This window comes from Streptomyces sp. ML-6, from assembly GCF_030116705.1.
Classification (GTDB): domain Bacteria; phylum Actinomycetota; class Actinomycetes; order Streptomycetales; family Streptomycetaceae; genus Streptomyces.
Genome location: NZ_JAOTIK010000001.1, coordinates 68,584 through 90,435, shown reverse-complemented (window position 1 = coordinate 90,435; position 21,852 = coordinate 68,584). Strand labels below are relative to the sequence as shown.

Sequence of the window (21,852 nt, the reverse complement as noted above, 5' to 3'; positions counted from 1 at the left end):
GACGAGCTCAGGAGAGCAGGGACACCCCATGCAGTTCGGCATCTTCACCGTCGGGGACGTGACCCCCGACCCCACCGACGGTCGCACTCCGACCGAACGCGAGCGCATCAAGGCGATGGTCGCCATCGCGCTCAAGGCCGAGGAGGTCGGCCTGGACGTCTTCGCGACCGGCGAGCACCACAACCCGCCGTTCGTACCGTCGTCACCGACCACCATGCTCGGCTACATCGCGGCCCGCACCGAGAAGCTGATCCTGTCCACGTCGACGACGCTGATCACCACCAACGACCCGGTGAAGATCGCCGAGGACTACGCGATGCTCCAGCACCTGGCCGACGGCCGGGTCGACCTCATGCTGGGCCGCGGAAACACCGGTCCCGTCTACCCGTGGTTCGGCCAGGACATCCGCCAGGGCATCAACCTCGCCAGGGAGAACTACGCGCTGCTGCGCCGGCTGTGGCGCGAGGACGTCGTGGACTGGGAAGGCACGTTCCGTACGCCGCTCCAGGCATTCACCTCGACACCTCGGCCCCTGGACGGGGTCCCGCCCTTCGTCTGGCACGGATCCATCAGGTCCCCGGAGATCGCGGAGCAGGCCGCCTTCTACGGCGACGGCTTCTTCCACAACAACATCTTCTGGCCGGCCGACCACACCAGGCGCATGGTGCAGCTCTACCGGCGCCGGTTCGCGCACCACGGCCACGGCCGGCCGGAGGACGCGATCGTCGGCCTGGGCGGACAGGTCTTCATGCGGAAGAACTCCCAGGACGCCATACGGGAGTTCCGTCCCTACTTCGACAACGCGCCGGTGTACGGCCACGGCCCGTCGCTCGAGGACTTCACCGAGCAGACCCCGCTGACGGTGGGCTCTCCCCAGCAGGTCATCGAGCGGACCCTGTCGTTCCGGGAGACCGTCGGCGACTACCAGCGCCAGCTGTTCCTGATGGACCACGCGGGCCTGCCCCTGAAGACCGTCCTGGAACAGCTCGACATCCTCGGCGAGGAGGTCGTGCCCGTGCTGCGGAGGGAATTCGCCCAGGGGCGTCCGGCCGACGTGCCGGAGGCGCCCACGCACGCGTCCCTCCGAGCCGTCCGGGAGGTGCCCGCCGCGTGAAGCTGATCGTCGTCTCCGCAGGGCTGAGCACCCCCTCCTCCACCCGCCTGCTCGCGGACCGGCTGGCCGAATCGGCCCGCGACGAACTCGCCGGCCGGGGCCACGAGGCGTCCACCGAGGTCGTGGAGCTGCGCGAACTGGCCGGCAACATCGCCGACCACCTCGTGACCGGATTTCCACCGCCGCGACTGAGCGCCGCGATCGACGCGGTGACGGCGGCCGACGGCCTGATCGCCGTGACTCCCGTGTTCGCGGCCTCCTACAGCGGTCTCTTCAAGTCCTTCTTCGACGTGATCGATCCGGACGCCCTCACCGGGAAGCCGGTCCTGACCGCGGCGACCGGCGGTACCGCCCGCCACTCCCTGGTCCTGGAGCACGCCGTGCGCCCGCTCTTCGCCTATCTCCGTGCTGTCGTCGTCCCCACCGCCGTGTTCGCGGCCTCCGAGGACTGGGGCCCGGGTGGGGACGAGTACACCGACGGTCTGCCCGGCCGCGTCCGCCGGGCGGGCGCCGAGCTCGCCACGCTCATGGCGGCGCGCCCGGTCGGTGAAGAGCCCGAGGACGACGTCACGGTCCTCGAACGGCAACTCGCCGACCTGCGCTTCGACTGAGACGGGCCTCCGGGCCGGGCGACGGCGGGGTGGTTCATATGGTTCATACTGTTCCGCCGTATGAGCGTGAACCGAGTGACGACAAGGACCGTGCCCGAGGAGCTCGACGGCGTACGGACACCCCTCCGCGGCAGGGACGCGGAACTGGCGTTCATCGAGGCGCGGCTCGACGCGCTCGACCGGGGCGAAGGCGGAATCGTCCGCGTCGAGGGTCCGGCCGGCATCGGCAGGACCAGGATCCTGGCGGAGGCCGCAGCAGCCGCGCGGCGGCGCGGGACGAGGGTCTTCGAGGGGGCGGCGGACCCCGACGAACAGTTCGTGCCGCTCGGCCCGCTCCTCGACGGCGTGCTCGCCGACAAAGGGCCGCTGTCGGACGTCGTCCGTCTCCGGGACCTCGCCACAACACCCGGCCAGCGGTTCTGGCTGCTCCAGGAACTGGGGGACCGCTTGCGGGAGACCGTGCGAAACGGCTCCCTGCTCGTCGTCCTCGACGACCTCCAGTGGTGCGACGACCTGACCCTCCTCGCCTTTCACACCCTCGCGGCCGGACTCTCGTCGCACGCCATCCTCTGGCTGGTCGCCGTGCGCGGCGGCAGCGTGCCGTCGGGCGTGCGCACCACCCTGGACAGGATCCGGCAGGCAGGCGCACACGAGCTGGCGCTGGGCGCGCTGGGGGACCGGACGACCGCACAGATCAGCGAGGACGTCCTGGGCGCCACTCCCGACCCGGATGTCCTGCGCGTCGCACGCCGCGCCGAGGGGGTGCCACAGCTGCTGGTCGAGCTGCTCGGCTCTCTGCGGGAGGACGAGGCGGTGACGATCGAGAACGGCATGGCCAGGCTGTCCGCCGGACCCCCGGCCCCACGGGTGCTTCCCTCCGTCGTGCGCCGCCTCGACCAGCTGTCGGACGAGGCCCGGGAGCTGGTGCGGACGGCGGCCGGCGTGGGCGGCCCGGTCACCGTCGCACAACTCGCCGAACTGCTCGGCAGGTCCCCGGCGGCGATGATCAGGACGGTGCAGGAATCCCTCGACGCCGATCTGCTCGCCGAAAGCGGCGATCGCCTCGCGTTCCGCCACGACCTGATCCGCGAGGCGGTGGAAGCCGGCCTCCCCCTGCCCCTGCGCCAGGCCCTTGGCCGGCAGGCCGCCGGGCTGCCGCCGGGAAACGCACCGGCAGACGCGGCGGAGGCCGGGAGAGCGGCGCCGGGAGACGTTGCGGAGGCCGACCGGCTGCGCACCGAAGCGGCGGAACTCGCGGCCACCGCTCCCGGACCCGCCGCGGAGCGCAGCCTCAAGGCCCTGGAACTCACCATGGCGGACGCTCCGGAGCGGCCGCGGTTCATCGCCGAGACGATCCCGCTGCTCTGGCAGACGGGCCGGGCCGCACAGGCGCGTGAACTGGGAGCCTCCGCCCTGGCGACCGGCGGTCTCGGACCCGAGGACGAGGCGCTCATACGCCTCGCCCTGGCACGCCTCGCCGTACCGTTCAACTTCTCCGAGGCGGTCCGGCAGGCCCGCGCCGGGGCGGCACTGCCAGGGATCTCCGCGACCGCGAGGGGGCGACTCCTCGCCATGCTCGCCGTCAGCCTGTCGATGTCGGGCGAGCACGCGGCAGCCGAACAGGTCGCCGCGGAGGCGTGGGAGACCGCGGCCGCAGCGGGGGACCGTACCGCCGAGGCCACATTGACGACGGTCCGCTCGGCCGTGAGTTTCCACCGCATGGACCTGACCGAGGCGTTCCGGCAGGCCGAGCGGTCCGCCGCGCTGGCCGACGCCCTGGGCGTCAGCACCTCGCTGTGGGTGCCGGAGGCCTTGTGGCACGCCCTCCTGTCGAACACCACCGGACGCACCGCGGAGGCGCTCGCCGTCGCGGAGGAGGGCATCCGGATCACCAGGGAGCAGGGCCGGACAGCCGCCACCCGTATGTGGCTCATGACCCGCTCCCGCATCCTTCTGGAAGTCGGACGGCTGACGGACGCCCGGGCCGACGCCGAAGCCGCGTCCCCCACGGCCGACGATCTCGGTCCGGGCAACCTCGCCGACGTCACGCTCAGGTACGTGATGATGCGCGTCGCCCTCCACACCGACGACCAGCGGACCGCACGCGCGTACGCGGCGGAGGCGAGGCGCATGCGGAGCGACGGCGCGCCCGTCGTCCGGCACTTCGGCTCCTGGATGCTGGCACTGATGGCCGACTTCGAAGGCCGGCCCGACCGTGCCATGGCCGAACTCGACGCGGTGATGACGTCGTCCGCCGAGGACCGGCCCGCGTACGCCGGCCTGATCGACCCCGCCGACGCCCCGGTGCTCGTCCGTCTGGCGCTGAGGGCGGGCGCGCTCGAACGGGCCGCGCAGGCGGTCGCCCAGGCCGAGCGGCGAGCCGCACTCAATCCCGACCTCACGTTCCTCGCCGCCACCGCCGTGCACGCCCGGGGGCTCCTCGACAACGACCTCGACGGGCTGGTACGTGCCGTCCGGTTGTACGAGGACTGCCCGCGGGTGCTGGCCCGGGCGTCGGCACTGGAGGACGCCGGACGCAAGCTGGCGGCCACCCGTAGGTCCGAAGCGGTGCCGTACTTCGAGACGGCCCTCGCGCTCTATGCGCGAGCGGGCGCCGAACGGGACGCTGCACGGGTGCGCCGGCGCCTTCGGGCCGCCGGTGTCCGCCGGCGGCCCTCGCTCGCCGGACTCGACGGCGCATGGCCCGAACTGACGGCCGCGGAGACACGGGTGGTACGGCTCGTGGCCCGAGGGCTGACCAACCAACAGGTGGCCGAGCACCTCTCCCTCTCGCCGCACACGGTGAGTTCGCACCTGCGCCGGGCCTTCACCAAGCTGGACGTCACCTCGCGCGTGGAGCTGACCCGGCTGGTGAAGCATCGCGACAGCGGAGAGTAGTCGCTTCGTATCCCACGTGGGCGTCATGGCAATGGACGATTCATGCGATGTGCCGACGTCGTCGCTTCCTCAGAATGATCAAAAGCCGCGGAATGAAGACGTCCGCGGGGAACAGTTGATCCAGAGAGGAACAGCGCATGACCGCAAGGATCCAGCGAGCTCGCCCCGGCAGCGCCGAGCTCCAGGCGCTCGTCGACGAGCTCGCGGAGCGGCTCGGCCGGTCCGTCGCCGTCGACGACCCACTGGTCCGCATGGTCTGCACGAGCCGCCACTTCGGCGACGAGGACCCGGTGCGCATCGGCACCCTGCTGCAGGGCCGCGCCGACAACGCGACCATTCGCTACGTCCTCGCCCAGGGCGTGACCCAGTGGTCCAGGCCCGGGTTCATCGACGGCCGTGACGATCTCGGACTGCTGCCCCGTTACGTCGTACCGCTGCGTGAGCGCGGACATCTCCTCGGGCTGCTCGTGGTGGTCGTGCCCGAGAAGACGCTGGGGAAGAAGGAGACCGCTGCCATCGCCAGGGCCGCGGACGCCATGTCGGCCCAGATGTACGGAGAGCACATCGCCGCCGACACCCGGAAGACCGACGAGCGGGACCTGGCCCTCGCACTCGTCGGCGTCGACGTCGCCGCACGCACCACCGCGCGTCGGCACGGCAAGGAGCTCGGCCTGCTCGGGGCGGCGGAGCACGTCCTGGTCACCGTCGTCCAGCTGAGCTGCGGGACGGAGCTCGTACGGCAGTCCGAGGCAGCGCTGTGGGCGGCATTGGAGGGGTACCGGCAGACGCGTTCCGCCCAGGGCCTCATCGCGATCGGCAAAGAGCGGGCCATGCTGCTCCAGCTCCGCGACCGGCCGCCCGGGCCGGACGAGATCGCCGCCCAGTCCGCCCGCATCCTCGACGAACTCCGCACCTTCCTGGACCCGTCGGCGGACCCGGTGATCGGCGTCGGTGGCCGGCACCCCAGCCTGGACGACGCCTGGACATCACACGAGCAGGCGCTCGTGGCGGCACGCGCGGCACGCCGACTGCCCACCCTGAAGAGCACCGGTGACTGGGAACTGCTCGGGGAACTCGCCGTGCTGCTCCAGCTCCCCGAGCACGCCCTGAACGCGTCGCTGGTCCCGAAGCCGCTCCGTACCCTGAGCGAGGCTCATGGCGGCGACCGCCTGCGGGACACCCTGCGGTGCTTCCTCGAACACGGGGGATCGATTCCCAGGACCGCAGACACGCTGGGAATCCACCGCACCTCGCTCTACTACCGCCTGCGCCAGATCCAGGAGATGACCGGACTCGACCTTGACGACGGCGCCCACCGGCTCACCCTGCACCTCGGCCTCAGGGTCGAGGAACTCCTCGATCCGGCGGAGACGGGACCCTGTGACCCCGGACTCGCTTCGACAAAGCGAGGAGGATCCACGGCCCGATTCCTACAGCTCGCGGTGGTGCGGGCGGCGGGCCCCATTCGATGATGTCTGGGACGGGCGGGACGATGTACCGCCTCTGACCAGGGGAGAGGTCATGAAAGAACTGATCACGACGGACGGCGCACAGCTCGCGTACCAGGACACCGGCGGCGAGGGCGTCCCGCTGGTGATGCTGCACGGCTGGGGACAGACGCAGGCGGTGTTCCGCCACCAGATCGAGGGGTTGGCGCCCGCTCGTCGCGTCGTCACCGTCGACCTCCGCGGCCATGGGAAGTCCGCCAAACCGCATCACGGCTACCGCATCGCTCGGCTCTCCCGCGACGTGCTCGAGCTCGTCGACCATCTCGGTCTCGACCGTTTCGACGCACTGGGCTGGTCCATGGGCGTCTCGGTGTGGTGGAGCTTCATCGACCAGTACGGGACCGGGCGGATCCGGCGCTTCGTCGCCGTCGACCAGCCCGCGGCGGTCGCCGCCGTGCCCTGGATGACCGAGCGGGAACAGCGGGACTCCGGCGCCATCTTCGATGTGTCGGGGCTGTTGTACCTGGGCGTGGCCCTCGCGGGGCCAGAGGGCGACACGGTCCGCGCCGACTTCGTGCGCGGCATGTTCTCAGGCGAGCCCGACCCCGAGGTGCTGGCCTTCGTCGCCGAGGAGATCAGGTCGACACCCGCCTACGCGGGCGTGCCACTGCTGTTCGACCACTGCGCTCAGGATTGGCGGGACGTGCTTCCCCGGATCGATGTGCCGACCCTGGTGATCGGCTGTGAGGGGAGCCATGTGCACCCCGATTCGCAGCGCTTCATCGCCGAGCGAATTCCCGGCGCACGCCTGCACGTCTTCGCCCCCGACGTGGCGAGCTCGCACTTCCCCTTCCTGGAGAACCCACCGGCCTTCAACGCCGTGGTGGAGAAGTTCCTGGCCGAGAAGCCCGCGAACGAGGCGTGAATCCGCCCTCCGCCTGCACGAACCTACGGCTAGGAACCACCATGCCCCTCACACTGATGTCCCGTGCGCCCGAACGGGTGCCCCGGCAAGCGTCCGACCCGGCCTCGCCCTCCTCCCGCTCGGGGTGGCTGGTCCAGATGCTGTCCGAGATGCCGGACACGAGTGACCGGAACCACGTCTACCTCGGCGTCCACGTCCGTGGGCCCGTCACCGTCGTCCACGAGCGCGCCAAGACCCTGCTGGAGCCGAACGACCTGGTCTTCTGCGACCCGGCCCGACGGCACCTGCTGCGGTTCGGCGAGGACTGCCAGATGATCTTCTTCCGGGTGCCCCGCTGCTATCTGGGCGTCACGGAGTCGGAACTGAACCAGGTGCTCGGGGTCCCCGTACGTGGCGGGGAGGGGATCGGGGCACTGGCCTCCGACTTCCTGACCGCGCTCGCCGCCAAGGCGGAGTTCCGCCGGTCCACGGTCGGGGACCGGCGTGCCAGGACGGCCGTACATCTCCTCTCCGTCCTGGTCATGGAGCTCCTCGAAGCGGAGATGACGGACGCGGCCGACGACGCGTCCGGGGTCGGCAACGAGACACTGGCCCGGATCCACGCCTACATCGAAGAACATCTGATGGACCCGGACCTGTCGCCGGAGTCGATCGCACGCGCCCACCACATCTCCGTCCGGTACCTGCAGAAGCTCTTCCAGAACGACGGCAGCACGGTGAGCCAATGGGTGCGGCAGCGCAGGCTCGAGTTCTGCCGGCTCGAACTGGGCCGCTCCAACCGGAGAATCACCATGGCGGCGGTGGCACACCGCTGGGGCTTCAGCAGCCCGTCGCATTTCAGCCGCACGTTCCGCGGGGCCTATGGCATGAGCCCCAGCGAATGGCAGGCCCTGGCGACCTCGGCCTTCGCGCCGATGACCGCCGACGCCCAGGACGAGCGCAGGCTCTGAGACGCGTGTGCGCCGTCATGACAGTGCGGATGCGCGCACGTACAAGAGGCGCCGCTCCCGCAGCTCTACCGTGAGTGACGGTCGCACGGACCTCTCGCCGAACTCCGGGCCGCGCCCTGACCGTCGTGAAGACGCCCCACACGTGGCCCGACACCGAGAAGAGAACTCGCATGACCAACCCCACCGTCGTCCTCGTGCACGGTGCCTTCGCCGACGCGACCGGTTGGATAGGCGTCATCGCGGAACTGCGGAGCAGCGGTATTCCGGTGATCGCTCCGTCGAACCCGCTGCGCGGCCTGACGTCGGACGCCGCCTACCTCACCTCCGTCCTCGCGCAGGTCGACGGCCCGGCCGTACTCGTCGGCCACTCGTACGGCGGTGCGCTGATCACCGTGGCCGGCGCCGCGGAGAACGTCGTGGGGCTCGTCTACGTGGCCGCCTACGTGCCCCACGAGGGCGAGAGCCTCGGCCAGCTTCAAGCGTCCTTCCCCGAGTCCCCGCTGACGGGCAGCCTGAAGGAGTGGACGTACCCGCTCCTCGACGGCGACTCCGGGGTCGAGCTCACCATCGAGGAGACGGCCTTTCCCTCCCTCTTCGCGGCGGACGTGCCCGAGGACGTCGCCGGCGTCCTGGCAGCGGCCCAACGCCCGCTCGCCACGGCCGCCTTCACCGAGACCGCGTCCGCTGCGGCGTGGCGGACGAAACCGTCCTGGGCCCTGGTGGCCGGGGCGGACCGCACGATCAGCCCCGAGATCCAGCGCTTCGGCGCCGCACGGGCCGGAGCCGTCGTCGTCGAACTCCCGGACGCCTCCCACGCCGTCGTCCTGTCCGAGCCCACCCGGGTCGCCGACCTGATCAGGGACGTGGTACGGGCGACGAGTTGACCGCCTGGCCTCCGCAACGACAGGAGCGGGACCGCGTCGGTCGGGCCGGGCCCGGCCCGACCGACGCGGTCCCGCTCAGGAAACCCGTTGGGGACGCAGGGCTCATTCTCCGTGCTCGGGGAGCGTACTGCGGGCGGCCTGCTGCCCGTCCAGCACGATGCCGTTGGTGGACCCGGGATCCTGGATCGTGAAGAGGGTTCTGGTCCAAATCTCGTGGTGTCGGTTCCTGGTGAGTCTGTGGATCAGCGGTCATCCACTCTCTGTGGAGTCCAGCCTGCTGGTGACCGCGTGTGGGCACCGGGAGCGTATCGGCTCCATGTCCCGCCAGTCTCGTCGCGGAACCGGGTGGTGGTCTTGTCGTGGTAGCCGAGAGCGTCCGCGACGACAGGGGCCGGCAGTTCGAGCAGCTGCTGGCGAATGGCCGCGCCACGGGCTGCGGGGGCAGGGACCCCGATCTCGTTCAGGAGCGCGGACAGGTGATCCGGGCAGGACGGCTGGGCCGCCTGCGACCGAGTCAATGAAGCGCTGGAGCATGCTCAAGCCCATCCCGAGGGCGCCACCTGGTACGCAGCACCGCACATCGCCGAGTTGCTCGCCGACGCCGGACGCACCGAGGAGGCCATAGCCGTCCTGCGCCCCCACGCCCCGCAAACAGCCACGACCTGGCCGGGTACCTCATCGACCTCGGCCGCATCGAAGAAGCCGTGACCGCCCTTCAACAGGACAAGCCTCGTCCGCCACAGCCCTCCACCACCGCTTGGAGCGAAGACCCCCCGTTCTGAAGATCTGCCTGGCACAAACCCGGGCACGGCGTAACGCCCGACGCAGACCACGCATACCTGATCAGGAATACGTCTCGCTCACTCGAGGCGGTCGTACGCACCCGGCTCCCAGTCGACGAACAACGTCAGCCCTTTCTCGGTCTCGGTGCGCTCCGGTTCGGTGGCGGTGGCCGGCCACCAGTTCTCGACCCGGTGAGCGTCCACGAGAACACCCCCGCGGTATCCGCTGAAATCACCGGGATCTTCCGCGACACCGATATGGATGGGCGCGTCGTCGGGAAGGCCCTTCAAAGCTTCCCGAAGCTGCGCGGCATTCCAGACCTGCGGGGCGTGCTCAAAGATTTCAGTCATGGGCACAGGCTCCCGGAGCGGGATCTCCTGGCGGGGGAGACACGACTGTACCCCCGGGCCAGAGCACTGGTTCGGGGGCACAGGGGGCTGAGGTGTGGCTTCGTTCACGTGAAGTAGCAGTGAGCCCTTTCCAACCTCATTTTGAGCAGTTCAGGTGGAGGGTGAGGACGGCCTGGACGATAGCGGTGATACGGGTGGTGGAGCATCGCAGTTTGCGCCGGAGGCGCCAGGTCTTCAAGGTAGCCATGGCCCGCTCGCCCAGCGCGCGGATCTTCGCGTGGGAGACGTTGACGGCCCGCTGACCTGCGGACAGCTTCTCCCATCAGCCGCGATATGGAAGCCGCACGGTGCCGCCGGCGCCCTGGTAGCCCTTGTCGGCCCAGCAGCGGACGCCGGCTGCGATCAGGGCGTCGATGATGCCGTGGGTGCGGGCCGCGCGGATGTCGTGTACCGCGCCGGGCAGTGCGGACGAGGCCCACAGCAGGTTCCCAAACGGGTCGGTGATGACCTGGACGTTCATACCGTGCTTCTTGTGTTTCCCGGAATGGAACGGGCGGTCGGCGGCGGTCCGGTCGATCGGCAGGAGCGTGCCGTCCAGGATCACGAATGCCTTGCGCGCCGCCGCCTTCACCGCCGCTTCGATGCCGGGAGCGAGCGCCGCCAGGAGCGCCACGGCCTCGGCGACGTACCGGTAGACGGTCGCGATCCCGATCCGGAAACCGGTCGCGAGCTGCGCGTAGGTGTGGCCGCACCGCAGGTGTGTCAACACGAGCAGGGCCTGCCGGTCCGGTGTCAGGCGCCTCCATCGTGTCCCGTGCTCGCGCCGCCTGGCCGCCAGCCGCTCCGTCAGGAACCGCAGGTGTGAGGTGGACAGATCGACGCCAACTGGGCAGACAAGCACGTGAAGCTCCGGGCAGACAGGTTGATCTTGGTCGACAACCCATCTACCAGGAGCTTCGCTCCTTCCGGAGTCCAGGTCCGCTCCAAATGGGACACCGGATCCCGCGGATGGCCTCCCACACTCGAAGGGCGGCCACGAACCGTCAGTTGAGGGTCTCGGTGACCACGGCACCGGCCTCGGGGCCGGCCTGGGCTACCAGTGTGCCGTCGGGCGCCCACACCCCGGAGCCGCCGGAGGTCTCCCGGTACTCGCCGCTCGATCCCGCCGCGGTCGACAACACAACCCATACGCCGTGCGCTGCTGCCCGCTCCTGCATGTGCCCGTCCCGGCGAGCCGACTGCTCTGGGCCCGCACCGTAGTGGGCGGTTCGTGAGTCTTTGAGTCGTTCTGTGGTCGCCAGATGGAGTGGGGTGGGGGCGGAACCCGTGGGTCCGTGGTGCGGGGTCTGCTGGGGTTGGCGGGATGAGTGAACGCAAGCCGTACCCCAGCGACTTATCGGACGAGCAGTGGTCGTTGATCGAGCCGGTGATCACCGCATGGAAGGACCGGCACCGCTCGGTCAGCGGTCATCAGGGCGCTTACGACATGCGGGAGATCGTGAACGCGATCCTCTACCAGGGGCGGACCGGCTGCCAATGGGCCTACCTCCCGCACGATCTGCCGCAGAAGAGCGCGACGTACTACTACTTCGCCGCCTGGCGGGACGACGGAACCGACCAGGTCATCCATGAACTCCTGCGCTGTCAGGTCCGTGAACGCGCCCGACGATTAGAGGACCCGACCCTGGTGGTACTGGACACCCAGAGTGTCCACGCGGCCGTCGGGGTCCCCGCCGCCACGACCGGCTACGATCCGGCCAAGCGGGTGCCGGGCCGCAAGCGCGGCGTGGCCGTGGACGTCCTCGGCCTGGTCATCGCGGTCGTCGTCCTCGCCGCGAACACCCACGACAACACCGCGGGCATCGTCCTACTGGACCAGGTCGCCGAGCACACCGGCGACACCGTCCGCAAAGCCCTGGTCGACCAGGGCTTCAAGAACCAGGTCGTCGAACACGGCGCCGCCCTGGGCATCGACGTCGAGATCGTCGAACGCGAGCCCGGATACCGGGGATTCCTGCCGCAGCCGAAGCGGTGGAGGGTCGAGCAGACCTACGGAATCCTGATACTCCACCGGCGACTGGTCCGTGACTACGAGCACCGCACCGCCTCGTCCGCCTCCCGCATCTACTGGGCGATGTCCCATGTCATGATCCGCCGTCTCACCGGCACGAGCACCTCCACCTGGCGCGAAGAGGCAGTGAGCGCGTGAACATTCGCCCCCTCCTTGAGGCACTGGACCTGCAGGAAGACGCCGCCCGGGCCCTGGCCGACGACCTGCGCACGCAGATCGACGACCTGCAGACCCGGCTACGGGAAGCCGAGACACACCTCGAGCACCTCGTGATCACCCGCAGGACCGTCACCGGCCTTGCCGACCGGCTCCCTGCATCCCCGCCTGAACTGCCAGAGCACCCGGACTACCCGCGCATCCTCGCCGCCTTCAACGAGGCGACCGGCCCCCTGCGGGCCAAGGATGTCTGCCAGGCCCTTGGCCATGAACTGCTGCCGAAGAACGTCGAAGGCACCCGGGCCAAGCTGAAGCGCCTAGTCAAACTCGGCATCCTCACCGAAGCCGACACCGGCTGGTTTGCCCGGCAGCAGTAGCCGGCCCCGCGGCCAGCACCCCTACCCCAAGCCTCACTTCGAAACGGACATCAACTCACGAACCGCCCACTAAGGAATCCAGCACCAAGGGCTGTCCCGTAATCCCCGGCGGGCGCGCGAAGACAGCTACTTCCCCAAGCTCTCGGCTGCGCTCGAGCAGGGGAGGCCCCACTCCTCGCCGCGTTGTCGGAACGTCCGAATACATCCAGTGTGCGGACGCTCCTCCGCCTTGCGATGCACCGCATCTGACGCCGCGCGCTGATCCACCGGGGATTACGGGACAGCCCTTGGCTTCGTGGTATTGGGGTACTTCCTTGGTGCACGCATCGGACCTGTGTTCTCCCATCCGCCGAGGCGATCACGCCTGGCTTCAGGGCCGCTACAACATCCGGTTCAGCTCAGAGTCAACCAACCGTGTCCCGCCGGACGGGGGCACTGACGAACTGCAACCGACGTGGTTCCGGCCGACCGTGGGCGGGGCACGGCGGCGAGAATGAGAACCGGCCAGGAGCGGGCGGACTTCGAGAGGCCGTTGCTACGCGGGCCTGGTCAGGACAGGTTCCCCAACTCGGCCGCCGCTGCCGTCAGATCGGTGCGGACCAGTTCCTCGTGCGGGGCGAGGTCGTTCTGCCGCCCCAGGACGGCGACGGCGGCGAAGACCTGGCCCCGGGCGTCGCGCACGGGCGCGGCGTACTCGGTGATGCCGTGCTCGAACTCCCCGTGCGCGGTGACCAGACCTCCGGGCGCGTCGCGTGCGTTGGCCCGGGCGACCTCGGCTGCCGAGTGGGCGGCGTTGGGGCCGCCGACACCGATCAGTTCGTAACCCGCCAGCAGCATGGCGATCTCCTCTTCGGTGTGGTCCCACAACAGTGCGCGTCCCGCCCCCGTACACCAGCAGGGGGTCACCAGCGTCGCCCTGGTCAGCCACTGGTCGGCCGTGCCGGGCGAGGACTCGGCACGCAGCAGACGTACGAGGACACCGTCCCGGACGGACAGCCGGGCGCCGGCCCCGTGCCGGATCGCGAGGCGGCGCAGAATTGCCCGGCTGCTGTGCAGCAGACCGGGGTTGAGGGAGGCCGCCAGGGCGAAGAACTCGTGGGCGGCGCGCAGAGTGGAGTCCTCGCGGCGTTCGAGGAAGCCCTTGTCGCACAGCTCCTGCGTCATCCGTGAGGCCTTGCTCCGCTCCAGGCCCATCTCGTCGGCGAGCCTGCTGACGTTGAACCCGGTGCGCCCGGACCGCTCGCGGTCGATTACGGCGTTGACGAGGCGCAGCCCGGCGCGCAGCGACGAGGCCGTGGAGTTCCCGGAGCTCCTGCCCGGCCGGCCGCACCCGGACGGCCCAGATCCTCCGGGACCGGGCCGGTCAGGGGAGTCGCCGCCCTGCGCGGACCGCTCGGATCGCTTGTCGGGGCCGAATGCTGTCACGTCGGCACTATAGCGATCCGCTCGTCGCAGGAGCGGATCGTCATGAGCTTCGGCCGCATCGGCACGGTCTGGATAACCGCCCCGGGCGCGACGCTGTTCAGCACGCACAGGGTCCACGTGAAGGAGAACCAGATGACCCGATACGACCTCGCCCTCATCGGATTCGGCGGTGTCAACCGCGCGCTTGCCGAATTGATCACCGAGCGGGGCGACGCACTTGCCGTCGAACTGGGGTTCGGTCTGCGCGTGGTGGCCATCACCGATCTGCGTGCCGGTTCGCTGGTGCGCGCCGACGGCATCGAGCTGGCTCCGCTGCTCGCGGCCACGCCCAGCGAACTGGACTTCTCCCGCATGGCGGGCGGCAGCCCTGATCCCCGCAACGAGTGGGTGATCCGGGAGGTCCCGGCCGACATCGTCGCCGAGGCGACCTTCACCAATCCCGAGGACGGTCAGCCCGCCCTGTCGCACGTGCGATGGGCGCTGGAGGCCGGTAAGCACGTCTGTACCACCAACAAGGGTCCGGTGGCACTGCACGGGCGTGAGCTGAAGGAACTGGCCCGACGTCATGACGTCGCCTTCGAGTGCGAGGGATCAGTGCTCAGCGGCACGCCCGTGCTGCGCACGGCGCGGCGGATGTTCGGGGGGCTGCGGGTGTCGGCCGTCGAGGGCGTCATGAACGGCACGTCCAACTACATCCTCGGCCGGCTGGAGAGCGGCATGGACTTCGCCGACGCGGTGGCCGAGGCCCAGGCGCTGGGATACGCGGAGGCCGACCCCACCGCCGACGTGGAGGGGCATGACGTCCAGCTGAAGGTCATGATCCTGGCCGGTGAGGTGCTGGGCGCGGAACTGAAGCGCGCCGACGTGCCCTGTGAAGGCATCTCCGGCATCACCGCCGAGGATATAGAGGCAGCCGCGGCCGAAGGACTGCGCTGGAAACTGGTCGGATCGGCGACCCGGCGCCCCGACGGCACCGTGGATGCGCGCGTCGCCCCCGTGGCGCTGCCGGACAGCCACCCGCTGGCCGGGACCTCAGGAGCGGTGAACGCGGTGGCCTTCCACACCGACCTGCTGGGAACCGTCACGGTCTCCGGGCCCGGCGCGGGGCGCACGGAGACCGCGTACGCCCTGCTGTCGGACATCATCAGCATCCATGAGAGCCGCAACGACCGCGCCACCCGAACCCAGGGAGCCACCGGCGGGACACGCGCCGGCGCGCCGGTGGACAGTGCACGTGAGCTGGAGGAGACGAACCGTGTCTGAGACCGTGATCAACACCGCGCTGCACCTCGGCGACATGGCGCCTGTGCTCAACCCCTACACCGGCGAGACGATCGGCTCGGTCTGTGCCGTCCCCGCAGACGCCCTGGAAGCCGTGATGCTGCGGGCCCGTGACGGCCGAGCCACTGCGCGGGCCATGTCGCGGGCCGCCCGGGCCAAGGTCATCGACGGCGCGGCCCGGCTGGTGGAGGAACGCGCCGAGTCTTTCGCCCGGCTGATCGTGAGTGAGGCGGGGAAGACCCTCGTCCAGGCCCGCAAGGAGACCGCCCGCGCGGTCAATACCCTGCGTCTGTCGGCCGCCGAGGCCCGGCGCAACGCCGGTGAGGTGGTGCCCTTCGACGCGTACGAGGGCTCCGAGGACCGCCAGGGGTGGTTCACCCGGGAGCCGCTGGGGATCATCGCCGCCGTCACCCCGTACAACGATCCGCTGAACCTGGTCGCTCACAAGCTGGGGCCCGCCGTCGCGGGCGGCAACGCGGTGGTGCTCAAACCGTCCGCGCTGACCCCGCTGTCGGCGCTGCGCCTGGTCGACACCCTGGTCGAGGCCGGTCTGCCCGAGGAGGTCGTGACCGTCGTCAACGGCGGGCCCGAGCTGGGTGCGGCCCTCGTTGCTTCGCGCGACGTGCGGATGGTGTCCTTCACCGGCGGTTTCCGCACCGGTGAGGCGATCGCCCGCTCGGCGGGACTGAAGAAACTCGCGATGGATCTCGGCGGCAACGCGCCCGTGATCGTCATGGAGGACGCGGACCTGGACGCCGCCGTGGAGGGCTGTGTGTCCGGCGCCTTCTGGGCGGCCGGCCAGAACTGTATCGGCGTCCAGCGGATCCTTGTCGCCCGCCAGGTGTATGCGGCCTTCCGGGACGCCTTCGTCGCGCGGACACTGCGGCTGAGAGCGGGCGACCCGACAGACGAGCGTACGGACGTAGGGCCGATGATCACAGCCGGCTCGGCGGCCGCTGCCAAGGCCCGTGTCGACGCGGCGCTCGAGCAGGGGGCGACTCTGCTGTGCGGCAATCGGCTCGACGGCAGTGTCTATGCCCCGACGGTCCTGGAGGACGTCCCGGGCACGGCTGCGGTGTGGCAGGACGAGGCGTTCGCACCCGTCGTCGTCCTCCAGCCCTTCGACTCGTTCGGGGAGGCCGTCGAGCGGGCCAACGAGATCGAGTTCAGCCTCCACGCCGGTATCTTCACCACCCGGCTGGACCGTGCCCTGGCGGCTGCCCGGCGGCTGGACGCCGGAGGCGTCATGGTCAACGACTCCTCCGACTACCGCTTCGACGCGATGCCCTTCGGCGGCTTCAAGTACGGCAGCATGGGCCGTGAGGGGGTGCGGTTCGCCTACGAGGAGATGACCCAGCCCAAGGTCGTCTGCTTCAACGGGACGGGCGACGGCCGGTGAGCGGCTTCCGCATCGAGTCCGACTCGCTGGGCGAGGTGGAGATCCCCCAGGCGGCGTACTGGGGCGTGCACACCGCCCGCGCTCTGGAGAACTTCCGGATCAGCGGTGTCCCCGCGGCCTCCCATCCGCACCTGGTGCGGGCCATGGCCGCCGTGAAGCACGCGGCGGCCATGGCCAATGAGGAGGTCGGTGCGCTGGAGCCGCGCAAGGCACGGGCCATCGCCGAGGCGTGCGCCGAAATCGAATGGGGTCGCTACCACGAGGAGTTCGTCGTGGACGTCGTCCAGGGCGGTGCCGGCACCAGCACCAACATGAACGCCAACGAGGTCATCGCCAACCTCGCCCTGGAACGCCTGGGTTGTGCCCGTGGACAGTACGACGTCCTCCACCCGCTCGACGATGTCAACCGATGCCAGTCGACCAACGATGTCTACCCGACGGCCCTGAAGATCGCCGTGAGTGCGGCTCTCGCCGACCTCTCCGTTGAACTCGGCCTGCTGTCCGAGGCGTTCACGGCCAAGGGCAGGGAGTTCCGGCATGTCGTGAAGGTGGGCCGCACCCAGTTGCAGGACGCGGTCCCGATGACACTCGGCCAGGAGTTCGCCGCGTTCGGCGTCACTCTGGCCGAGGACACGGCCCGCATCGCCGAAACGCTTCCGCTGCTCGCCGAGACCAACCTCGGCGCCACCGCGGTCGGCACCGGCGTCACCGCGGCACCCGGATACGCCCAGGCTGCTGTCCGGCATCTGCGGGCACTGACCGGGCTGGACCTGAAGGCGGCGTCCGACCTCGTCGAAGCAACCTCCGACACCGGTGTGTTCCTCCAGGCGTCCGGGGTCCTCAAGCGCACGGCAGTGAAGCTGTCGAAGATCTGCAGCGATCTGCGGCTGCTGTCCAGCGGCCCGCAGTCCGGCCTCGGGGAGATCAACCTGCCGCCGCGCCAGGCCGGCTCCTCGATCATGCCGGGCAAGGTCAACCCGGTGATCCCGGAACTGGTCAACCAGATCGCCTTCGCCACGGCCGGGGCCGACGTGGCGATCACCATGGCCGCCGACAACGGGCAGTTGCAGCTCAACGCCTTCGAGCCGCTCATCGGCCACCTGCTCCTCCAGCACATCGCGTGGCTGACTCGCGGCTGCGCCACGCTGCGCACCCTGTGTGTGGTCGGGATCACCGCCAACGAGGAGCGACTGGCGCGGCAGGCCGCAGGGTCCGTCGGGGTGGTGACGGCACTGACACCCCGCATCGGGTACGCGGCAGCGGCCGAGGCCGCCCGGCAGGCACTGGCCACCGGTGCCGACGTGCTGGACGTGGTCGTCGACAGCGGACTGCTCGACCGTGACAGCGCCGAGCAATTGCTCCGGGCGGGCGTCTGACAGGACGCCCGCAGCCCCTGGGGCATGGGACGCGGCCGGCCCCGCAGGGCAGGCCGCGTACCGCTGCTGCCCGCCGGCCTGCCGGGGGCAGCAGCTCCCTCGGCCCTGCGATTCAGGACCGGCTGCGGTCGACGACGCGGGACAGCACGAGAGTGGTGACCGTGTCACGTACACCGGGCATCTGGGCCATGTGCTCCCAGATGCCCCTTACGCGTTCCAGGGACCGGGCCTCCAGACTGACCAGCAGGTCGAACTCGCCGCTCAGCACGTCGCAGGAGACGACTTCGGGGATGCGCCTGATCGCCGCGAGGACGTCGCCGCCGCGCATCCGGTCCTTCCGGTAGACGAGGACATGGGCGCGGACCAGGTCTCCGGCCGCCGTGCCGGACGGGCGGACCAGAGTGTAGCCGCCGATGTGCCCCTGCCGCTCGAGACGTTCCACCCGTTGGCGCACGGCGTTCCTGGACAACTGCACACGCTGGCCGAGTTCGGCGTGGGTGATGCGGGCGTTGCGGGTCAGTTCAGCGATGATCTTCTCATCGACGGCGTCCATGGCCTCGACTCCTGGTCCTGGTCGTGAAAGGACCCCGGCGGCCTGCTGGCCGCCGGGGCGAGGGGTATCGGTTACCGCTGCGGCTGTCTCATCGGACAGGGCACTCCGCCCCGTGGAGGGCGAACACCCGGGCCGGGAAGCCGGAACCGCCCTGCGGCTTCGGCCAGGTCGCGACGATCAGTGCGCCCGCCTCGGGAACCCGGTCGAGGTTGGCCATCAGCTCGATCTGCCACCGGTCGCGCTCCAGGACATACCGCTCCAGGCTGAAGTCACCTGCCGAGGTAGCCAGACCGGGGTCGGTGTCGGTCTGCTCGTGACCGATGGCGGTGACGCCCACCTCCTCGAAAAGATGACGCAGTACCGGGCCCGACCAGCCCGGCGCGTGGCTGAGGCCCGCCTCGTCCCGGTTGGCCATGGCGGACGGGGCCGGCCAGCGGCGGCTCCAGCCCGTGCGCAGGGCCACAAAGGCCCCGGCCGGTATGCGGCCGTTGCGCCCTTCCCAGGCGGTCACGTCGTCCAGCGTGGGCACGGAGTCGGGGTCGGCCTCGACACGGTCGGAGATGTCGAGGACGACCAGCGGCAGGAGCATCTCCTCGACGGGAATGTCGTCCAGCGTGCGTGCGCCGTCCACGAAGTGCACGGGCGGGTCGACGTGGGTGCCCCACTGGCCGACGAGCGTGTAGAGGTGCACATTGAAGCCGTCGCCGCGCTTCATGTCGAAGGGCATCTCGCGGCGCTCGTCCGGGAACGCCGGAAAGTGCGGCTGGCCCGGATGGAAGGCGTGGGTGAGGTCCGTGTGCACGGACGTCTCGGTCAGTTCGCGCAGGGCGGCCCACAGGCGGGGCTCGGGGAAGTGGTCCATGTGCTGTTCGACCTTGTTTCTGTGGCGTGGGCGGGCGCCGACCCGTGCGACGCGCACGGGCCGGCCGGTGTGGTGGGTTGCTTAAGGGGCCGCAGGCTGACGCCCGGTCCGTCAGGTCGGATCGTTCGTCAGCAGGTCGGCCAGTTCTGAGGGCTCGGCGATGGACGCGACGGCACCCGCGGCCTCTTCGGGGCCGCCGTAGCCCCACCGCACATGGACGGCGGGGATCCCCTCGGCCGCCGCGCTCTGCACGTCGTACGCCCGGTCGCCGACCATGAGCGGCCTGGAGACATCGACCCCACGTACACGCAGCCGAGCGAGGCAGAGCCGGATGACCTGGCGCTTGGTGGTCCGTCCCGCCGACTCGTCGATGCCGCAGACTGCAGCCAGACGAGCGTCCAGACGGTGGTGCCGGGTCATGCGTTCGGCCTGGTCCTGGACCTTGGACGTTGCCACGCCCATCGTCATCCCCAGCCCGGCCAGGGCGTCAAGCATCTCCGGAACGCCCGTGAACAGGGAGCTGTCGAGGGCACCGTGCTCCGCGTAGTCGGCCCGGTAGGTGTGCAGGGCCCGCCGCGCCGTCTCCTCGTCGAGGCCGACGACGTACCGGAAGGACTCGTACATCGGCGGTCCGACGAAGGAGCGCAGGGTGGGCTCGTCCGGCACCCCTGCACCCACGCTGCGCAGCGCGGCCGCGGCACTGGCGGTGACGCCCGGCGCCGAGTCGACCAGGGTGCCGTCGAGGTCCAGCAGGAGACAGGTCGGATTCATGAACATCCCGTCTCCGTCTTTGTCGCCTTGGCCGACTGCCCGGCCCCGTGGCGCAGGTGGTAATAGAGGTAGCAGGCTCCGACGAACGGGATGCCGAAGTACAGGGCGGTGACCTGCGCCGGGTCGAAGGCGATGCCGACGAGCGATGCCAGGCAGAGGGTGAAGGCGAGTACCGGCACGACCGGGTAGAACGGGGTCCGGTAGGCCAGGGTCCTGATGTCTCCGCCGGACTTGACGAACTGCCGACGGTGCAGGAACTGGGAGGCGACGATGGACATCCAGACGCCGACGGCAGCGAAGCCTGCCACGGAGACGAGCACCAGGTAGACCGTCTCCGCCGCGACCACGCTGCTGAGCAGGGAGGCGAGGCCGCCCAGCATGCTCAGCAGCAGCGCGGTCATGGGGATGCCGCGGGAGTTGAGGCGGCGCAGTGCCGGTGGTGCCTGTCCTTCTTCCGACAGGGAGAGCAGCATGCGGGCGCAGGAATACAGTCCGCTGTTCCCGGCCGACAGCAGCGCCGTGATGATCACGAAGTTCATCAAGTCCGCCGCGTACGGGATGCCGACGGTCGAGAAGACGGTGACGAAGGGGCTCTCGTCGAGACCGACCTTCTCGTACGGGATCATCGCGGCGATCACCGTGATGGCACCGACGAAGAAGATCAGCAACCGGACGACGGTCACCCGCAGCGCCTTGGGGACGGCGGTAGCAGGGTCCGCGGTCTCGCCCGCGGCGACGCCGATGAGTTCGGACCCGGAGAAGGCGTAGAAGGCTGCGAGGACGGTGACCAGGACGCCCGAGAAGCCGTGGGGGAAGAGACCGCCGTCGGTGGTGAAGTTCTCGAAGAGGGACGGGAATGCCTGGCCGCTGTCGGCGAGCGGGTGGAAGCCGGCCAGGGCGGCACCGCCCAGGACGATGAGGGCGACCACGGCGACGACCTTGATCAGCGAGAACCAGTACTCGGTCTCACCGAAGACCCGTGCCGAGAAGGCGTTCACGGCGAAGACGACCGCGGCGAAGACCACGCACCAGACCCACACGCTGATCGAGGGGAACCAGCGCTGCATCAGCAGACCGCAGGCGGTGAACTCGGAGCCGAGGGCGACGGCCCAGGTGAGCCAGTACAGCCATGCCGTGGCGAATCCGGTCGCCGGGCTGATGGAGCGGGCGGCGTAGATGTGGAAGGAGCCCGAGACGGGGTAGATGACGGCGAGTTCGCCGAGGCAGGTCATGACCAGGTAGACGACGAACGCGCCGACGACGTAGGCGAGCACGGCACCGAGAGGGCCGGCCTGGGAGATGGTGAAGCCGGAACTGATGAACAGTCCGGAGCCGATGACGCCGCCCATCGCGATCATGACGAGGTGGCGGGCGGTCATGGAGCGGCGCAGTGCCTCGCCGGGCGCGTCGGACGGGGATCCGGGCGGTGCGGGGGACCGAGGAGGGGACGAAGGCGCTGTGTGCGGCTGCGCCGGGGGGCTTTCCGGCGTGAGTGGCAGGGACATATGAGGTGTCCTTGGGTGGCAGCGGCTGGGGACGGCAACGCATGGCGAAGGGGTGGTGCCACTGGTGGGGCCTGCGGCGCGCGGGATGGGTGGCCCCGCGCGCCGCGGCCGGG

The 21,852-nt window shown here is 70.1% G+C and carries 19 protein-coding genes and 2 pseudogenes; 12 read left to right on the top strand and 9 right to left on the bottom strand.

Features of this window, described 5'->3' with window-relative positions; all coding sequences use genetic code 11:
- The first annotated feature begins 28 nt into the window (after nt 1-28).
- The 7 genes from OCT49_RS00420 to OCT49_RS00390 all read left to right on the top strand — a co-directional run bounded on the left by OCT49_RS00420 (nt 29) and on the right by OCT49_RS00390 (nt 8,830).
- Nucleotides 29-1,114 (top strand): LLM class flavin-dependent oxidoreductase, encoded by a 1,086-nt coding sequence (locus tag OCT49_RS00420; protein WP_283849881.1) that lies wholly within the window; start codon nt 29-31, stop codon nt 1,112-1,114.
- The gene (locus OCT49_RS00415; protein WP_283849880.1) at nt 1,111-1,725 is read left to right on the top strand and encodes an FMN reductase; all 615 of its coding nucleotides are present in this window, start codon (nt 1,111-1,113) and stop codon (nt 1,723-1,725) included. Before OCT49_RS00420 ends, OCT49_RS00415 begins: the two co-directional genes overlap by 4 nt.
- Nucleotides 1,726-1,785: 60 nt before the next feature.
- Nucleotides 1,786-4,623: a helix-turn-helix transcriptional regulator gene (locus OCT49_RS00410; protein ID WP_283849879.1), complete on the top strand. Its 2,838-nt coding sequence runs from the start codon at nt 1,786-1,788 to the stop codon at nt 4,621-4,623.
- Nucleotides 4,624-4,760: 137 nt separating this feature from the next.
- On the top strand, nt 4,761-6,095 hold the full coding sequence (locus OCT49_RS00405) for a PucR family transcriptional regulator (RefSeq protein WP_283849878.1): 1,335 nt from the start codon (nt 4,761-4,763) through the stop codon (nt 6,093-6,095).
- A 49-nt stretch (nt 6,096-6,144) separates the two neighbouring features.
- A complete protein-coding gene (locus OCT49_RS00400) occupies nt 6,145-6,996 on the top strand; it encodes an alpha/beta fold hydrolase (RefSeq protein WP_283849877.1) in 852 nt (283 codons plus the stop codon).
- Nucleotides 6,997-7,037: 41 nt separating this feature from the next.
- Entirely contained in the window at nt 7,038-7,946 is a 909-nt protein-coding gene (locus OCT49_RS00395) for a helix-turn-helix domain-containing protein (protein ID WP_283849876.1), read from the top strand.
- 170 nt (nt 7,947-8,116) lie between these two features.
- A complete protein-coding gene (locus OCT49_RS00390; RefSeq protein ID WP_283849875.1) occupies nt 8,117-8,830 on the top strand; it encodes an alpha/beta fold hydrolase in 714 nt (237 codons plus the stop codon).
- Nucleotides 8,831-8,932: 102 nt separating this feature from the next.
- On the opposite strand, the pseudogene OCT49_RS39990 reads toward OCT49_RS00390, so the two are convergent.
- The 4 genes and pseudogenes from OCT49_RS39990 to OCT49_RS00375 form a co-directional block, all read right to left on the bottom strand.
- Nucleotides 8,933-9,052 (bottom strand): annotated as a pseudogene (locus OCT49_RS39990) (FHA domain-containing protein); the annotation flags it as partial.
- A 638-nt stretch (nt 9,053-9,690) separates the two neighbouring features.
- Nucleotides 9,691-9,963: a DUF6225 family protein gene (locus OCT49_RS00385; RefSeq protein WP_283849874.1), complete on the bottom strand. Its 273-nt coding sequence runs from the start codon at nt 9,961-9,963 to the stop codon at nt 9,691-9,693.
- Nucleotides 9,964-10,099: 136 nt separating this feature from the next.
- A pseudogene (locus OCT49_RS00380) lies at nt 10,100-10,864 on the bottom strand (transposase family protein).
- A 142-nt stretch (nt 10,865-11,006) separates the two neighbouring features.
- Nucleotides 11,007-11,180 carry a nitrilase-related carbon-nitrogen hydrolase gene (locus OCT49_RS00375; protein ID WP_283849873.1) on the bottom strand — a complete coding sequence of 58 codons (174 nt, stop codon included), beginning with the start codon at nt 11,178-11,180 and terminating at the stop codon, nt 11,007-11,009.
- A 146-nt stretch (nt 11,181-11,326) separates the two neighbouring features.
- Between OCT49_RS00375 and OCT49_RS00370 the strand changes: the two genes are divergently transcribed.
- Together OCT49_RS00370 and OCT49_RS00365 are read left to right on the top strand one after the other, a co-directional pair.
- Nucleotides 11,327-12,172, top strand: coding sequence for an IS5 family transposase (locus OCT49_RS00370; protein WP_283849872.1), 846 nt, complete (start codon nt 11,327-11,329; stop codon nt 12,170-12,172).
- On the top strand, nt 12,169-12,567 hold the full coding sequence (locus OCT49_RS00365; protein ID WP_283849871.1) for a hypothetical protein: 399 nt from the start codon (nt 12,169-12,171) through the stop codon (nt 12,565-12,567). Before OCT49_RS00370 ends, OCT49_RS00365 begins: the two co-directional genes overlap by 4 nt.
- Nucleotides 12,568-13,116: 549 nt before the next feature.
- Here the strand turns inward: OCT49_RS00365 and OCT49_RS00360 are convergent.
- Nucleotides 13,117-13,992: an IclR family transcriptional regulator domain-containing protein gene (locus OCT49_RS00360; RefSeq protein ID WP_283849870.1), complete on the bottom strand. Its 876-nt coding sequence runs from the start codon at nt 13,990-13,992 to the stop codon at nt 13,117-13,119.
- Between the two features lie 42 nt (nt 13,993-14,034).
- Here OCT49_RS00360 and OCT49_RS00355 point away from each other — a divergent pair, with 42 nt between their 5' ends.
- The 3 genes from OCT49_RS00355 to OCT49_RS00345 are packed head-to-tail and all read left to right on the top strand — an operon-like array spanning nt 14,035 to nt 18,048.
- On the top strand, nt 14,035-15,255 hold the full coding sequence (locus tag OCT49_RS00355) for a homoserine dehydrogenase (protein WP_283849869.1): 1,221 nt from the start codon (nt 14,035-14,037) through the stop codon (nt 15,253-15,255).
- A complete protein-coding gene (locus OCT49_RS00350) occupies nt 15,248-16,672 on the top strand; it encodes an aldehyde dehydrogenase family protein (RefSeq protein ID WP_283849868.1) in 1,425 nt (474 codons plus the stop codon). The genes OCT49_RS00355 and OCT49_RS00350 overlap by 8 nt, the downstream gene beginning before the upstream one ends.
- Nucleotides 16,669-18,048: an aspartate ammonia-lyase gene (locus tag OCT49_RS00345; RefSeq protein ID WP_283849867.1), complete on the top strand. Its 1,380-nt coding sequence runs from the start codon at nt 16,669-16,671 to the stop codon at nt 18,046-18,048. The genes OCT49_RS00350 and OCT49_RS00345 overlap by 4 nt, the downstream gene beginning before the upstream one ends.
- Nucleotides 18,049-18,160: 112 nt before the next feature.
- Here OCT49_RS00345 and OCT49_RS00340 read toward each other — a convergent pair whose 3' ends face one another.
- The 4 genes from OCT49_RS00340 to OCT49_RS00325 form a co-directional block, all read right to left on the bottom strand.
- Nucleotides 18,161-18,601, bottom strand: coding sequence for an Lrp/AsnC family transcriptional regulator (locus OCT49_RS00340; protein ID WP_283849866.1), 441 nt, complete (start codon nt 18,599-18,601; stop codon nt 18,161-18,163).
- Between the two features lie 88 nt (nt 18,602-18,689).
- Entirely contained in the window at nt 18,690-19,463 is a 774-nt protein-coding gene (locus OCT49_RS00335) for a cyclase family protein (protein ID WP_283849865.1), read from the bottom strand.
- A gap of 111 nt (nt 19,464-19,574) precedes the next feature.
- Nucleotides 19,575-20,234 (bottom strand): HAD hydrolase-like protein, encoded by a 660-nt coding sequence (locus tag OCT49_RS00330; RefSeq protein WP_283849864.1) that lies wholly within the window; start codon nt 20,232-20,234, stop codon nt 19,575-19,577.
- Nucleotides 20,231-21,613, bottom strand: a complete 1,383-nt coding sequence (locus OCT49_RS00325) for an amino acid permease (RefSeq protein WP_283849863.1) — start codon at nt 21,611-21,613, stop codon at nt 20,231-20,233. The genes OCT49_RS00330 and OCT49_RS00325 overlap by 4 nt, the downstream gene beginning before the upstream one ends.
- Between the last annotated feature and the right edge of the window lie 239 nt (nt 21,614-21,852).

Coding starts and splice junctions, on each gene's coding strand:
- OCT49_RS00420 (WP_283849881.1), top strand. CDS start 29: ATGCAGTTCGGCATCTTCACCGTCGGGGACGTGACCCCCGACCCCACC.
- OCT49_RS00410 (WP_283849879.1), top strand. CDS start 1,786: ATGAGCGTGAACCGAGTGACGACAAGGACCGTGCCCGAGGAGCTCGAC.
- OCT49_RS00405 (WP_283849878.1), top strand. CDS start 4,761: ATGACCGCAAGGATCCAGCGAGCTCGCCCCGGCAGCGCCGAGCTCCAG.
- OCT49_RS00400 (WP_283849877.1), top strand. CDS start 6,145: ATGAAAGAACTGATCACGACGGACGGCGCACAGCTCGCGTACCAGGAC.
- OCT49_RS00395 (WP_283849876.1), top strand. CDS start 7,038: ATGCCCCTCACACTGATGTCCCGTGCGCCCGAACGGGTGCCCCGGCAA.
- OCT49_RS00390 (WP_283849875.1), top strand. CDS start 8,117: ATGACCAACCCCACCGTCGTCCTCGTGCACGGTGCCTTCGCCGACGCG.
- OCT49_RS00385 (WP_283849874.1), bottom strand. CDS start 9,963: ATGACTGAAATCTTTGAGCACGCCCCGCAGGTCTGGAATGCCGCGCAG.
- OCT49_RS00375 (WP_283849873.1), bottom strand. CDS start 11,180: ATGCAGGAGCGGGCAGCAGCGCACGGCGTATGGGTTGTGTTGTCGACC.
- OCT49_RS00370 (WP_283849872.1), top strand. CDS start 11,327: ATGAGTGAACGCAAGCCGTACCCCAGCGACTTATCGGACGAGCAGTGG.
- OCT49_RS00355 (WP_283849869.1), top strand. CDS start 14,035: ATGAGCTTCGGCCGCATCGGCACGGTCTGGATAACCGCCCCGGGCGCG.
- OCT49_RS00340 (WP_283849866.1), bottom strand. CDS start 18,601: ATGGACGCCGTCGATGAGAAGATCATCGCTGAACTGACCCGCAACGCC.
- OCT49_RS00335 (WP_283849865.1), bottom strand. CDS start 19,463: ATGGACCACTTCCCCGAGCCCCGCCTGTGGGCCGCCCTGCGCGAACTG.
- OCT49_RS00330 (WP_283849864.1), bottom strand. CDS start 20,234: ATGAATCCGACCTGTCTCCTGCTGGACCTCGACGGCACCCTGGTCGAC.
- OCT49_RS00325 (WP_283849863.1), bottom strand. CDS start 21,613: ATGACCGCCCGCCACCTCGTCATGATCGCGATGGGCGGCGTCATCGGC.